A 15,397-nucleotide genomic window follows, 5' to 3' on the forward strand; every position below is an offset into this window, starting at 1 on the left:
ATCTCCTTATCTTTAATAGTTAACATAAGTATCACTTAGTTTTACTTGATAGAACTGGATTATTTATTCCGCTGAACTGATAAACTACTTCAATCCTTGAACTACAAATAAAGATTTCGATGCTTCTACGAATCTTTATTTGGATAAATTCTAATATGAAGTAGTTTATCTATATTATTTTCTGAAAATAACATAAAATAAAACCCTCGATTAAATTTCATATTCACGAATACCTTTAGGAATAAGTTCTACTGAAACTGAAATTTGCGACTGTAATACTTATAATGATTTCATAAATAAGATTATATCAATCCTTTATAGACGAATACTATCGATACATTTAATAAATAGTCGGTACCATTCCCCCATCCATACGAATCGGAGAACTTTTAAATGCAGATGCATAAGGACTGCATACAAATGCAGCTAGTCTACCTATTTCACTTGGTCTAATAAAACGCTGTATTTCAGATTGAGGTAGATTTGTGGCCATAAATTCTTTCTCTTTTTCTTCAAAAGCCATATTTTCGTCAGAATATATACTATCAATTATTTTATATACATTTTCAGAAAGTGTTGGACCTGGCATAATTGTATTAACTGTTACTTCTTTTCCTATTGTTAATTTGGATAAACTTTTTGACAGTGATAATAACATTGATTTTGTCATACAATACTGAGGCATTTGTCCAGAAGGCATAATTGCTTCTTCACTGGCAATAAAGATAATGCGGCCATAATTATTTTTTAACATTTTATTCAAATAAAATTTACATAATCCATTTGCAGCAAGAACATTAGTTTTAAAGTATTTTTCCCATACAGTATCATCAACATCATTATAATCCATAATTTCATAGATACCCATATTATTAACCAAAATGTCAATGCTAGAATATTTGTCAAATAAAGCTTCTCTTTGTTTAATACTTACAAGATCTGCTGTTGCATTTTGAGGCGAAGTAGCTGGAAATTTTGACTTAATTTCATTTACGACCTGTTCTACTTCCTCATAGTTTCGTCCATTAATTAGTACATTAACGCCTTCCTTAGCAAGTTCCATAGCAATTGCTTTACCTATACCTTTTGTTGATCCTGTAACTAAAGCTGTTTTATTGTTTAACCCCATATCCATGATACATTTCTCCTTTTAATTTTAATCCCATGTTAATTTATCTAATTTTTACCTAAATGTTCAGCACGCCAATTTGAAGGAGTATCGCCTTCCCAAAGTCTAAAAGCGCGGTAAAACGAATTTTTGTCTTCATAACCAATCATAAAGGCTACTTCTTTAATGTCGAGAGATGAATCTGTCAAGTACTCTATTGCCTTCTCATGCCTTACTTGTGTCAATACATCCTTAAAGCTAGTACCTTCATCAACAAGACGACGCTGCAATGTTCGATTGCCCATCCCCAACTCACTAGCGACTGTCTTAATATCTGGGCACCCTCCTGTTAAGCTACGTTTTATAATCCACTTAACCATCTCAGTAATCGAATAGCTGCGTTGTTGGTCATCCAGAGATTGTTCAAGCACTGGAGTCAGAATCTCTAGTAGCTCTACATTATATGAAGTAAACGGACGATCCAAATCTGCTCGATGTAATGTCAGTCGATTGCAATTTGCACTGATCTGAACGCGGCAGCCAAAGTAGTCTTCAAGCTCCTGTACATTGTCCATAGAAGCAGAAAATTCTACTAATTTAGCCTTTAAAGGCTGAGCTGTCCCCCTACGACCTAATTCCAGAAGAAATGCAAGAGTTATACCAACTAAAATCGGTGGACCAGGCTGTTCAATATACAACCATTCCAATTCTATAGTACACTCATCACCTTTCTCGACAATATGTAAACCTTCAGGCGGACATAATTGCTTGTATCTGGCCATTCGCTTTAGCGCATCTCGATAATCACGTGCGTGATAAGTCGCTAACACAGACGGTGGATAATGGGACGTTTCAAATACGGTTGCAAGCTTAATGATTGCTTTAGCAGTATCACCAATAATATCCGAATAAGCATTCCAAATTGCAAAATATTGAGCCGTGGTGACAAAGGGTGAAGTAATAATTGTTAGCGGTAGCTGAGCTTTTCTAACTACGTGATTAACATCAATACCTAATTGACGCAAGCTTTCCCAAAATCCAGCCGTTATTTTAATACGCGCATGCGATGCCATGTATATAAACCTCCCTTAAATATCTATATGTTCACTAGTTTAGTTGCACTCACGTTTTCCTTGCTAGTTAAACATTGATTACATTATAACTATTAAATATGATCAAGTAACTAGCAACCTACGACAAGTTACTTGCTAATCACGCCAAAAGCTATTAGTAATAAATATAATTAATAGTATTACCTTCCTTTACAAAAAAATAAGATAGGCTTTTAAACCTATCTTACTAACTTTTCTCTCTTAATGATTTAATTTCTTTTATATCTAACCCAATCTTTACTGCTATTGTTTCATCCTCTAAAACATCTTAGTAAATTGCAAATTATAATTTATAAATTTCTTAAAAATAATGTAAGAAGTCCCTCTTTTTAATCTATCATTTTAATATAGATACATACCCTTTAAGCTTTACAAAAATATATAACTCATAATGACTGCTACTATTATTGTTATTAAAGCAGAACCTATTGCTAATAAAAATTTCTGATATGGTCGCTTCCCATACTCCTGATTCTTTTTAGTGTCATCCAAACTTTCCCCCTCTGTAAAAGCAAGAATTTCTCGGTAAGTTTGGATATTAAAACTCTTTTTATATTTCTCAACCCTAATTGAATAATATATTGTTATAATTGCAACTACACCACTAATCACTAGTCCAATATTACCCATAAGCTTCATAAGCGGAACAGGTAATACAATTGTTAGTAATAGCAATACCGCAAAGATATTCCCCTCATGTTTAAATCTACTAATGTCTTCTGACTTAACTTTTTCTTTCATTTCTTCAAGATCTCCTTTAACTAATATGTCAAGAGATACACTAAAAAGATCGCTTAGCAATAATAAACTTTTCATATCAGGGTAATTTTTATTATTTTCCCAATTTGAAATAGTTTGTCTAGATACAAATATTTTTTCAGATAATTCTTCCTGAGAAAATCCCATTTGCATTCTATATTTTTTTATTTGTTTTCCAATCTCCATATAATGTCCTCCTGCACCTTCAGTTTATAACCTTGAATTAAATTCCACTATCAAAAGTATTGGATATTGACTATTTTTCACATGTCAAAAGTGTTTGACATACTATAAATCACTATTTTATAATTAATTTTACCATTTTTTTCTTATATTTTATATAAATTTATTAGTAGCTATTATATTACACATAACTTATTTAATAAATCATTTAACTATAAAAATTTTTCACCTTATTTTAATTATATACTTTTAGTAAAACTGAGTTTAGCTACAGTACAGTTTAGCTTGTCATAAGTAAATAAATATCTATTACCACATATACACTATTATTGATAATTTTTATAGATGAACGTGAAGATTTTAGCACCTTTAATATCTTCAAAAATAATATTAAAATATCCTAGTAAGGCAATAAAATGCTTTACTAGGATCAATTTATTACCTTTCTTTATCTCTTAAAATTCTTTGTATATTATCATACCTCACGTGACTATCACTTTACTAATCAAACCTTAATTATTTCTTTATAACTCTTGTTCATCCAATTTCGTTCTTCCCAAACCTTCGATTCATACTGAAAATATTTTCCGTTGCTCTTTATAATGCTTTTCATTGAAGAAAAATACATTGTATTCATCAATTTGGGTTTTACCTTTTTTTCTTTAGTTAATATCATACTTACTCTCTGGGCAAGCTTATTTAAACTATCCACGTCAAACTTTTCATTTTCTATCTTAATTACTGACCCAATTTTTATTGCACCAAATAGTAATCCTATTTTAGTTAAATATTTATCGGCTTCTCTTTCACCACTTCCATTCGTAGTAATAAAATTAACAAATGGCTTACCGATATGTTCGAATGTATGCAAGTCTATTAGCGATCTTTCAATAAAATTCTGAAATAATGAACTTACATGATTAAAATGAACTGGAGAAGCAAAAAATAATAAATCTGCCTCCTTCATTGCTTTCCTTATTAATGAAAAGTCATCATTCAATAAACAGTTACCATTTTTGGTGCACAACATACACCCCTTACATGGTAATATATTTTTCTGTGATAATACTAACACTTCTGATTGAATATCCTTATTGTTTTTAATCAATAAGTTAAGGAAATCATTAATAATGTTTACTGTAACTGATTGTTCAGCAGGTTTAGGACTCCCAACTATTGCAACAATTTTCTTCATTTTAATTCTCCTCTTCTTTAAATAATCTACTTATAAAACTAAACGTATTATTTTCAGCCCCCAAAACTCGTGTAAGCAATTCCTCAAACGCAGTAGCTTTTGAAAGCATTGACTCTTTACTCCATTTAAATAAATCAATATCAAAATAAAAATTAGAAAGTGTTAATATCATCTCCGCTGCTTCAACAGGATATCTTACATTAAAAATTCCTTCATTAACCCCTTGCGATATTATTTCTGCATAAAGTGGTGTACATTGCTTAACAATATTAACCATTAGTTTCTGATGAAATATTGCATTTGATGAAGAATTAATTTTTTTGTTCTGCTCACTATTACTATTAGCAATATGTACCCCCGTTAAAATAACTTTTTTAAGCCTTTCATCAGATTTTAATTCTTTTGTATCCTGTTCAATTATTTCCTTGACCCAATGTGTTACATACATTTCTATTGCCGCATCCGCACATTCTTCTTTAGAAGAAAAATAGTGGTAAAATGCGCCCTTTGACATATTTAATGTCTGAATTATATACGAAAGTGTTGTGTCCTCATAACCATTTGTAATAAATATATTCCATATTTTTTCTAGAAGTTCATTTCTTTTATTATTAAAATCTTTATTTGTTCTAGCCATATTGCCTCCCAATAATTAAACCGACCGTTGGTTTAATTATAATGTTAAATACACAATTTGTAAATACTTGAAGTAATTTATTTCCTTCTATTCTTAGGTATATTAAATTGCTAAACGTATTTACATATTCTTTTAGGTTCTTTGGTGTTAATAAGCGCCTTAATTTAAATAGCTTAATGAAAATATGCAGACTATTTTTAACTATAACAAAATATTCTACAAAAGAGTTATGTTATTTGTGGTACGTTTCACCGCGCCGTAAGTAAAACTACAGATTTTTCCATGTCCAACATAATTAATAACATTATATTTTTTATAAAAAAGAAAGATAGGCTTTTAAACCTATCCTACTTACTCTTCTTTCTTAAAGATTTAATTTCTCTTATATCTACCCCAGTCTTTACTGCTATTGTTTCATCATCTAAAATATCTAATAAATCTTTTGCTATTTCTATTGCTTTATCTTTTTTTCCTTTTTCTTCTGCTGAACTAATCATATTAGCTCTTTCATGAAGAGATCTTTCTCTCTCATAATAGATTCTTCATCACTACTTAAGTATTCGATTTTTTGTTCAGCTTTTTTATTGCTGTATCTAATTTCATCAACTCCTTTAATGTAGCTTCAGATTTTTAAATTTACTCAAAAAGAGATTTGAGCATTAAAAATACGTAGTCAATCTTGCAAAAGTAATATAAATTATAAAGGAGTGCTATCAACTCTTTTGGGGATTCTCAACCTTTATTGAATTACACAACATTATAAAGTTATGTATATATTCTGTTAAGTGCTTATTTTTATGATAAGAAACATAGAACTTCCTTGTAAAATTATGTTCTTCTAAATTTATTTTTGCGATTTTTCTGTTTTTCAATTCATCTTGTATTAAGTATTGAGATAAAAGTGCTATTCCTTTATTATGAATTACAGCTTCTTTTATAGAATCAATACTTTTGCAAATCCATGTAACATTAGGAATAATATGCGCTTCATCAAAAATATCTTGAAGCATTTTTTGAGTTCTACTTCCATGTTCACGGGCTATTATTGGTTCTGAACTCAATTGCTTAATTCTAATTGTTTGATTAGCAAGGGGATTTTCTGGATGACAAACAAGCATTAGTTTATCATTTAAAAAATCAATATATGTTAACTCACTGCAAGGACATTCCATTTGAATAATGGCTATATCTAAATCATATGATAATATTTTTTGTTCTATATATGAGCTATTTCCAATTTCAACTTGAATATTTACAGAAGGATAAAGGTTTTGAAATTTCTCTAATATTGGATAAATCATTTTATAACCAATTGTGGTACAAACCCCAATGCGTATTAGTCCTTGATAGGACAGATTTCTCATTTTTAAGTTCATTTGCTCTAAATCATATAATAATTGTTTTGCATGGAAAAGTAATTCTTTTCCACTAGAAGTCAAATATAGTTTTTTCGATAATCTCTCAAATAACTTTGTATCATATTCATTCTCCAGCGTTGATATTGACTGACTGATGGATGACGGAGATATATATAATTTTTGAGCGGCTTTACTCATACTCATTTCAGTACAAACTTCTACAAATATTTCTAAATCACGAATTGTCAATTGAAATCCCTCATTCTACATAGTTAAGTATTTACTAATCATTATATAATATTATTCATATTTTACAAAATATTATAGAAGTGATAACGTAAAAATAAATAAGCGTCTATATTAAAGTGGATGTAAATTATGCAAAAAATAATGATAGTTGTAATTGCAAACATCAAATGAGTTTTCTTCGAAACAGGATATAGAGCATGAAAGGTGGTTTAGCAATGAAGATTCTTATAGTAGGATATTTTACAGAGACCTCAAAATCAAATATTTCAAGGCATTTTCCAGAAGACTGGGACATTGTAATTGTCCAACCAGGAAAAGAAATGCTGCATCATATTGAAGATTGTCAGGTACTCATACCTGAACATATTAAAGTGGACAGCAGTCTGCTTTCTATAGCAAAAAAATTAAAGTTGGTACAGACCGGTGCAGGATTTGATAATCTAGATATAGATGCCTGCACGGAGTACGGCGTTTGGGCGGCCAATGCTGCAGGAGTGAATGCACAGGCAGTTGCCGAACACGTAATGGCACTAATATTGTCTTATTATAAAAACATACCTTTTCTTGATGCTTTCATTAAAAACAGGATAGATGAAGATCGATTGGACTATAGAGGTAGTGAACTAAAAGGCAAAACTATTGGGATTATCGGCTTTGGTGCCATCGGTAAGAAAGTAGCTGAGTTTTGCAGAGTTTTTGATATGAATGTTTTAGCTTATGCTAGAAATCCCGTTGTGCAGTCTGACGGTTTTGTAAAAATGACAGATTTTGATACTCTTGTAAGTGCATCGGACATAGTAAGTGTACATGTATCCTTGAATCAGCAGACCAAACAGCTGATCAACAAAGAAGTATTTAAGAAAATGAAGAATACCGCACTTTTTATTAATACTGCCCGCGGTGGGATTGTCAATGAAAGAGATTTGATAGATGCATTGAAAAACGGTTATATTTCAGGTGCATGCCTGGATGTGTTTGAATCTGAACCGCTGTCAACTGATAGTGAGCTCCGAAATCTGAGCAATGTGATACTTACTCCTCATACAGCAGGCATGCCTGACGGTCTCAAATTTCATAAAAAAAGATATGATTTCTTCGTGAATAATATAAAACGTGTAAAGAGTGGTAAAGAGCCTGAAAGCAAGCTCAATCAGTTATAGTTTTGGTACAATAAAAATAAGAGCTCTTTATTCTTCCTTGTATATGATTGTTATATATTGAAAAGTAGATGGAATTATATAGCATTATAGTTATAAAAGCTATGAGGCATCGGTACTTTATAGGTTTTAAGACGTGAAATTGGTATAATGTTCTCCAACTACTATGAAGTCAGGACCATATATATAACATGTAGTATTCATTAATACAATAAAATAAAGGTTATTATAGTTATAAGACTTATAACTATAATAACCTTTGTTTTGTGAGTTCTAAAACCTGTTGAATATGCTCAGAAGCTCTATATCATGATGATAATAAAATGGTGTCCACTGCCTTCGACAATACAATAACACTAAAAATTATACCGTATTAAGAAACAATTTAGATGTAATTAACATCAGTAATTTTATAAAATCTATTCAATTATCCTAATTTTAATATCTTTCCCCTTAGCGTATTTTTCTAAAAGCTTCTTACCATACTCTAAGTATTCTTCAATATCATTCTTACCGGAAAAAGAAAAAATGCACATTAAAATTTCACTTACATTATTCGTTATCATAGCTCTTTCTGAATCACTTGTAGGACTTCCAAAACTCCCAACAGAATCAGCTAATACAGGAAGATTTGCAATATTGATATTTTCTTTGCCGATACCCTTATATTGTTCTCCTTCTTTACCTATCGTTAACGAAATTGGAGAATTAAGATTTCTAATATTATATGAACCCACAGGACGCTTAGATTTTATTGATATTAAATTATTGATTTCTACAATATTGTTTAACTTATAAATTCCTTTTCCCTGTAGTATCCTTCTTACTAATGCTTCTGAAGATAATCTATATTTACTTGGCACTTTACCCAGCTTTTTATATACTTCTCTTCCCTCTTTAATATTAGTCAATGAAGCTAAATCTTCTATATGTATTTCTTTCTTTAACATTTCACAATAATCGTTAATTTCTTCCCATAAACTATTACTACTGCTTTCTACCTCTACCTGCGCTTGAATGCAGCCCAGTGTGATTTGAGGACAAACTTTCTTTAACTCTGCGCTAATTATAACCTCTACCATAATACAACTAAGCTCCTTTGAATTTTAAACTATTAAGAAATAAAGAACTATGCTTAACAGTTCTTTATACTAAATATTATAGTTCTTTAGTTAGATAAGTCTTTTCTTAAATCCAGTTAGTTTTTAGCTTATCTTTTGATTTTTCTAAACTCTGCAGGAGTCACCTTTTCTAAATACTTAAATACTCTTGTAAATGAGGAATTATGTTCATATCCTACCATTTGTGAAATCTGTAAAATCGTATAATTTGAATTTAATAGAAGCTCTTTCGCTTTCTTCATTCTTAAATTTTGTATATATTCAATGGGCAAAACTTTCATTTTACTTTTAAACCATTCGCTATAATAACTAGTGTTATAATGCTCAATAGCCGCTAAGGTTTTTAAATCAATATCTTCAGCAAAATGCTCATTTATGTATTTTATAGAATCAGGCATCCCCTCTTCTGCGATGAAATCATAGCAATAGAGAAATAAGTTAGTAAGTGAGCTAGAACTTTTTTTATTGTTTACTTCATTTAGCATTAAATATCTTATAGCTTTCCATTTATCATCAAATAGGATTTCCTTCCCACCAGTCAGTTTTTTCATATCATGTTTGTTAACTATATTATTAGAAATATCTAAAACTAAGAATTCGTTACTTTTATCAGCCCTAAAGCTATGTTTGCAATCTGGAGGAAGAAAAAACAAATGTTCATCTTCTATTGATAGTTTTTTATAATCAGTTTCTATATGAAGAATACCATGGATCGGTAAGATCAATTGAGCATGTGAATGAGCATGGGTATTAAGTTTATGATCATATATTCTACGTTCGCAAGTTACACTGTTCAATAGTATTCACCTCTTCTTTTTATATAAAACAGCTAATTTTACATGTTTAGATTATTATAGCACAGATGAATGTTATTAGATTAGTATTAAAGAATAGTCTCTTTATTTCTAAATTAATTAACAAGACTAAATTTCTAGGTATCTATTAGATGTTGGTGCAAAAAGAAAAAGCACCCATCCCTTGAAGAATAGTGCTTTACTCTTAATAAAACTTATTTAATTCATTCAATAGCCTTAAAACAAAATAAATGTTCTAAGCTTTCTTATTTATATAAGATCAAACTATTATAAAAAGTAAAACTCTATGTTCTTATTTTAAAATTTTTTCTTTATTTACTTATGGCACGGTTCACCGTAACGGGTACAACGGAGACTTTCATGCATATTTATATTTACAAATTAAATATAAATATATATAATTATATCGTAACGATATATATCATTGTGATATGATTATAAAAGGAGTTTGGTTAAATGACTGAATTTATAATACTTGGCTTTCTTACTAAGAATAATATGACTGGTTATGATATAAAGCAGAAAATGGGCATCAGTACCTCAAACTTTATAGATGCGAGTTATGGAAGTATATACCCTTCTCTAAAAAGACTAGAACAAAAAGGGTTGATCTGCTCTGAAGAAATTATTGAAGGTGGAAAAATAAAGAAGATATATTCTATAACTGAACAAGGAAAAGACGAGTTTTTAAGGTGGCTTAATTCACCTATAGAAGCCTCTAAAACCAGTATTACAAGTGCTTTATCTAAAATATTTTTCTTTGATAACCTATCCAAAGAAACTATAACTAATCTGCTGAATACATATATAGAGGATTTAACTAAATTTAAAAGCAACTTATTAAATGTAAAGGAGACGGTAGATGAGAAGGCTAATAGTTTTGAACTTTGTACACTAAACTTTGGATTAGATTTCTATGACTTTGCTATACATTGGTTCAAAAATTATTTAGATAATTTAAGGAGTTGATTTGAAATATGAAAGTTCTAATAATTTGTGATAAAGACATTAAAACAGACTATAGTGAAGCTTTAGAGAAACAATTATTTGAATTATTTTTGCATAAAGGATTTGAAATAAGAATTATTCAAGTTGGGAAACAGGAATTAAAAAGTTGTATAGGCTGTTTTGGATGTTGGATAAAAACACCTGGCAAGTGTGTTATTAAAGACTTAATTGGTGAAATAAATAGAAATTATATAAGTAGTGACACAGTTATTTACTTAACGCCTGTGATTTTTGGGCAATATAGTTCCAATATAAAAAATGTTATAGACAGAAGCCAACCATATGTTTTACCATTTTTCAAAAAAATTAATGGAACAACTAAACACCCTCTAAGATATGAGAAGAACCCAAAAGAAATAATTATTGCTTATAATGATGAAATTATAGAAGAAGAGAAAAATACATTTTTGGATTTAATCAATAAACATGAACGACAACATAGAGATATTTACTTTTCTTTATCTAAAGAAAGTAATAAAGAGATAGTTGAGAAAATAAAGGAATATGTATAACTATAATATGGAGGATTTATGAAAAATATATGTTTTATAAATGGCAGCCCAAAGGGGAAAAATTCAAGTTCATTCTTTTATCTAAATAAATTGGATAAATTGATGGATGAAAAAGAATATATTAAAGATTACATTGATGTAAAATTCACTGAAAAAAATAGTCTCGAAGATGATTTTAAAAAGATAGAAAATGCAGATACAATTATAATTGCATTCCCACTGTATGTATATTGTTTACCTGGCATATTAATAAGATTTTTTGAAGATTATTATATATACTTTAAAAACAAAGGTAAATTCAACAAAAATGTTAGAGTTTACACTATAGTAAACTGTGGTTTTCCAGAACCAAAAATTAATACAGAGGCAATAAGAATAATTGAGAATTTTTGCAATAGACTAAATTTATATTGGAGATTTGGAATTGGAATTGGTATGGGTGAATTTATTAGTACTACTAAAAATATTCCTTTTATAAATAAATTAAGTAATAATATTTTTAATACTATACATGAGGTTATTAAGGACATTGAAAACGAATCAACAGATAAAATCAATAATTTTTTTGTAAAGCCTAAAATGCCTAAGTACCTGTTTTTTATCTCAGCCAATATAAAATGGATAAAATGTGCTAAGAAGAATAGTTTAAAAAAGAGTGATTTATTTAGGTTATAATACGGTATTTATATCATAAACCCCTGTTAAAGCTAGTAATACCAATCTTTTAGAACAAAGTCCACGTTATTTATGGTATGGTTCTCCGTAACAGGTATAGCGAAGGCTTTTTTATTGTTCATGTTAACTATTCTATTGATATAAAATATAATACAATTAATGATAGTGGTATAATTAAGTCAGGCAATAATATAATAGAATTTCCAGGCTTAAAATTTTTGCTTTTCATCATTTCCTTTAAATGTACTGCTGCTGCACCAATAAATAATGGGCTAGTTATTATTATTGTTGCTATCCAAAACTCCCTACTCATCCATATACACATTACACCTGCAATTCCATATCCTAATTCAGCATATCCCAATTCTTTTTGAAATGGACTTCCTTTTTCCCATCCTATATACTCTGCTACCATATCTGATTTAAATACATGTCCTAAAAAACCTTGTACGCCTGTTAAAGTTAATGTAATTACTAATTGATAGAACAATAAATTTGTAGATATTGCTTGTACAGTCCTTATCGTAGGATTGATTATTGTTGTTACAATTGCTACTATTATTCCTATTAACCAAAAAATAAAAAATATCATGTTTTTATAACCTCCTCAATTTCATTACTTAATTTCTATTCTTTGAGAAGAATTATAAAGTCTATTGTTAGTATAGAGTCAACTTATTTTTTATAGGAAGTTGAATTTCTGTAATAAAATCATCAGGATTTCTGGTTATTGAGATATCTATATAGTATACTTCCACTGGATTTCCTATTATACTAAGTTTATTCCTATTAGCATACTCTATTAACTGTCCATAAGTTTTAGGCTTATTATTATGAGCTCCTAAGTGCATTTTGCTCAAATAATACCCTCCCTGTATTATTTTGCAGTTTTCTTGTGATGTACATGCTTCTTGAAGCTCAATACAGAGTTCAATATCGCAAGGTTCTCCCAAAACTCTTTCTCCATGATATATAGCCATTGGATTTCCTATAGTTAAGTAGTTTTTCATCCCAACAATTTTCATAGCATCATTAAATAATTTAGTGAACCCATTTTCACTTAGTTCTATAGTCTTTCTTAAATAAATAACATTTCTTATTGGAACTTTTTTTATCTCTATACAGGAAAATTCAGCATTTTTACACATATTAATGTTATCAATGTATAATTTCAAAATTTTGTCAGCATACAATAACTCATTAATTTGTTCTTTGATCTCTTGTCTTTTTTGATTAAATATAGACTTTATTCCTAACATGTCATCTTTATGTAAAAACACATCTATTTCACTTAATGATAAACCTAATGTAGCCATTTTTTGAATTATCATAACAATAACAATTTGATTAGTGCTATAGAACCTGTACCCTGTTTCCTTATCTATAAATTTAGGTTTTAAAATTCCTATTTTATCATAATAGCGCAATGCTTGAATTGAAACAGAACATATTTTCGAAAATTTACCTATAGAAAACAATTCTTCATCCATATAAATCACATCCTAGATATTGTGTTTCACTATTTGTATATAAAATATAATAACGCATATTGATACAATTTAGAATGTTTCTATTGCCATAAAAGCTACTGATTTCAATAACTACTATGAGGGAATATGTCAATATGAACCACATTATGCTATTAGGTGTGTGAAAATAATTAACACGGCATGGATAAAAACACATCATTATTAATCTTAAATCCATTTTTCTCGTAACAACTTGATATTATTTCTGTTGTTTGAACTAACCATTCCGAGTTTGAGAAGTGCTCAATGCAGCATTTTAGGAATCTTTGCCTATTCCCTTGTTTTGAAATTTCGGTAAAACATAGATTATAGCTCTGAACATTTTATCGCTCAATACCTCATAGCCCCAATCAAGCGTTCATTTTCCAATGCTGAGATTACAAGAATGGAATTAATAAACGGAATATTATAATCCTTGAAGCCAATTTTCACAAAGTTTTGGCCAGATTGCTACCGTAGGTTCATCCTCACCTAATCCTAAACCATGGGGACCTTTGGAGAATATATGTAAATCAAATGGTAGATTTAGCTCATTTAGAGCTTGAGCAAAAAGTAAGTTTTGGCGCTGAAAATTCCAGTGATCGGTCGCTGTAATCCATAGAAAAGTCGGTGGTGTTTTCGCTGTTACATGTTTATGATTTGAAGTAAAGTCTATAAATTCATCCACTGTAATATCTTTTGTTAATAGTGAATCTGGCGGCAATTTTTCCTTAGAAAAGGGGGATGTCTCAGCATAACATAAAATCATCGCATTAAGTTTAGAACTCGTTTGATCAATCGGATCGTTAAAATCTGGTTCTCCCAAAAGCATCGACATAATCTGTGCATTTCGACTATCCGGTTCTATAATTTCATTATCAAAATGAGTTCCTACAAAAGCGGTGAGATAACCGCCAGCTGAAAATCCTATCATGCCGATCCGTTCCGGATCAATATTAAATTCTAGGGCATGATACCGAATATACCTAACCGCTCGTACTGCATCTTTGGTTGATGTAAATGGAGTAAAAGGAGCAACCCGATAATTTAAAACAAAAGCATTTATTCCAATTTGATTTAGCCATTTTGCAATTGGTTTTCCTTCATTAGACGCTCTAAATTGAAATGATCCGCCCGGGCAAACAATAATTGCAGGACGGGGTTTCTCCCCTTTTAATAAATAAGGGGTCAGAGTAGGTAATCCTTCGTTATTCAAGTCCCCAACAGTAGAAATTAAGTCGGCATCAGGAACATTTTTTTTCCAAAGTTTTATATCTTTTAATTCCATAGATATTATCCTCCCATTTTAATCTGCGGCTCCGATGACCACGGCTTTTTGCGATATATCATATAACAGTTTGCATATCTCCACAACTTTATCTACTTTAAGGTTTTTTAAATCTAGTGCAATAAAGTCTCCGTTTAGAAATTTTGTTGTCTGTTCATGCAGTCCTTCTTTGTAAACTTGTTGCATCTCATCATTCGCCCGTAAAGCTTTGGTGAACAAATCCTTATTTATATCAATAACTCCTTTTATAGCACTAGCCCGCAACTAGAAACTATCTTGTACTATTTCTATATTATATATCAACGAAATAAAACTTACCATATTTTCTCTAATATGGCAAGTCGCTTCTATTAATTCTATATCCAATTTTAGTAAAGTTCGCATTTGCTTATGATATGGTTTCCCATCCAATATTATAAATATTTATCTATTTTCTATAGTATAATTATTTAAACTTTATTTACATTAATAACATAATACTCTTTTATACCATTATTCTACAAACTTCAATAAATTCAATCATCTTTGCCCTTTACTTACCAAAATATTAACCATCTCCCTTCCTAATATGTAACAAAGCATCTCAATCTTGAAATCATCTCCCAATAAATTTTTAAAACCATAATACAACTTAAATATCTCTTTAAGGCTAAAACCTTTGATATTTTCCCTCTACACACAAAAAACCATAGCACATCAACCTCTCATCAAT

The 15,397-nt window shown here is 29.8% G+C and carries 16 protein-coding genes and 1 pseudogene; 4 read left to right on the forward strand and 13 right to left on the reverse strand.

Features of this window, described 5'->3' with window-relative positions; translation table 11 throughout:
• Positions 1-340: 340 nt before the first annotated feature.
• From J3477_RS18585 to J3477_RS18615, 7 genes are all read right to left on the reverse strand, one after another.
• Complete coding sequence (locus J3477_RS18585; protein WP_206871438.1) at positions 341-1,135, reverse strand: SDR family NAD(P)-dependent oxidoreductase; 795 nt, start codon at positions 1,133-1,135, stop codon at positions 341-343.
• 41 nt (positions 1,136-1,176) lie between these two features.
• Positions 1,177-2,181, reverse strand: coding sequence for an AraC family transcriptional regulator (locus J3477_RS18590; RefSeq protein WP_206871439.1), 1,005 nt, complete (start codon positions 2,179-2,181; stop codon positions 1,177-1,179).
• A 408-nt stretch (positions 2,182-2,589) separates the two neighbouring features.
• Positions 2,590-3,165, reverse strand: a complete 576-nt coding sequence (locus J3477_RS18595) for a helix-turn-helix domain-containing protein (RefSeq protein ID WP_206871440.1) — start codon at positions 3,163-3,165, stop codon at positions 2,590-2,592.
• Between the two features lie 502 nt (positions 3,166-3,667).
• On the reverse strand, positions 3,668-4,357 hold the full coding sequence (locus tag J3477_RS18600; RefSeq protein WP_206871441.1) for a flavodoxin family protein: 690 nt from the start codon (positions 4,355-4,357) through the stop codon (positions 3,668-3,670).
• Position 4,358: 1 nt separating this feature from the next.
• Positions 4,359-4,994: a TetR/AcrR family transcriptional regulator gene (locus tag J3477_RS18605; protein ID WP_206871442.1), complete on the reverse strand. Its 636-nt coding sequence runs from the start codon at positions 4,992-4,994 to the stop codon at positions 4,359-4,361.
• 347 nt (positions 4,995-5,341) lie between these two features.
• Entirely contained in the window at positions 5,342-5,491 is a 150-nt protein-coding gene (locus J3477_RS26155; protein WP_228731308.1) for a hypothetical protein, read from the reverse strand.
• A gap of 216 nt (positions 5,492-5,707) precedes the next feature.
• Positions 5,708-6,601: a LysR family transcriptional regulator gene (locus J3477_RS18615; protein WP_228731309.1), complete on the reverse strand. Its 894-nt coding sequence runs from the start codon at positions 6,599-6,601 to the stop codon at positions 5,708-5,710.
• A 215-nt stretch (positions 6,602-6,816) separates the two neighbouring features.
• Here J3477_RS18615 and J3477_RS18620 point away from each other — a divergent pair, with 215 nt between their 5' ends.
• On the forward strand, positions 6,817-7,761 hold the full coding sequence (locus J3477_RS18620; protein ID WP_228731310.1) for an NAD(P)-dependent oxidoreductase: 945 nt from the start codon (positions 6,817-6,819) through the stop codon (positions 7,759-7,761).
• Between the two features lie 416 nt (positions 7,762-8,177).
• On the opposite strand, the gene J3477_RS18625 is transcribed toward J3477_RS18620, so the two are convergent.
• Both J3477_RS18625 and J3477_RS18630 read right to left on the reverse strand, forming a co-directional pair.
• A complete protein-coding gene (locus tag J3477_RS18625; protein WP_206871444.1) occupies positions 8,178-8,840 on the reverse strand; it encodes a B3/B4 domain-containing protein in 663 nt (220 codons plus the stop codon).
• A 106-nt stretch (positions 8,841-8,946) separates the two neighbouring features.
• Positions 8,947-9,676, reverse strand: a pseudogene (locus J3477_RS18630) (AraC family transcriptional regulator).
• Positions 9,677-10,150: 474 nt separating this feature from the next.
• Between J3477_RS18630 and J3477_RS18635 the strand changes: the two are divergent.
• From J3477_RS18635 to J3477_RS18645, 3 genes are read left to right on the forward strand one after another with little or no spacing between them, the layout of a single operon-like run.
• A complete protein-coding gene (locus J3477_RS18635) occupies positions 10,151-10,663 on the forward strand; it encodes a PadR family transcriptional regulator (RefSeq protein WP_206871446.1) in 513 nt (170 codons plus the stop codon).
• Positions 10,664-10,671: 8 nt separating this feature from the next.
• Positions 10,672-11,214 (forward strand): flavodoxin family protein, encoded by a 543-nt coding sequence (locus J3477_RS18640; RefSeq protein WP_206871447.1) that lies wholly within the window; start codon positions 10,672-10,674, stop codon positions 11,212-11,214.
• An 18-nt stretch (positions 11,215-11,232) separates the two neighbouring features.
• Positions 11,233-11,889: an NAD(P)H-dependent oxidoreductase gene (locus J3477_RS18645; RefSeq protein WP_206871448.1), complete on the forward strand. Its 657-nt coding sequence runs from the start codon at positions 11,233-11,235 to the stop codon at positions 11,887-11,889.
• A 127-nt stretch (positions 11,890-12,016) separates the two neighbouring features.
• Here J3477_RS18645 and J3477_RS18650 read toward each other — a convergent pair whose 3' ends face one another.
• From J3477_RS18650 to J3477_RS18665, 4 genes are all read right to left on the reverse strand, one after another.
• A complete protein-coding gene (locus tag J3477_RS18650) occupies positions 12,017-12,481 on the reverse strand; it encodes a DUF6790 family protein (RefSeq protein WP_206871449.1) in 465 nt (154 codons plus the stop codon).
• A 67-nt stretch (positions 12,482-12,548) separates the two neighbouring features.
• Positions 12,549-13,379, reverse strand: coding sequence for a MerR family transcriptional regulator (locus tag J3477_RS18655; protein WP_206871450.1), 831 nt, complete (start codon positions 13,377-13,379; stop codon positions 12,549-12,551).
• Between the two features lie 445 nt (positions 13,380-13,824).
• Positions 13,825-14,685 carry an alpha/beta hydrolase gene (locus tag J3477_RS18660; RefSeq protein ID WP_206871451.1) on the reverse strand — a complete coding sequence of 287 codons (861 nt, stop codon included), beginning with the start codon at positions 14,683-14,685 and terminating at the stop codon, positions 13,825-13,827.
• A gap of 18 nt (positions 14,686-14,703) precedes the next feature.
• Entirely contained in the window at positions 14,704-14,871 is a 168-nt protein-coding gene (locus J3477_RS18665; protein ID WP_206871452.1) for a hypothetical protein, read from the reverse strand.
• Between the last annotated feature and the right edge of the window lie 526 nt (positions 14,872-15,397).

It is taken from the genome of Clostridium zeae (genome assembly GCF_017312485.1).
Lineage (GTDB): Bacteria > Bacillota > Clostridia > Clostridiales > Clostridiaceae > Clostridium_AR > Clostridium_AR zeae.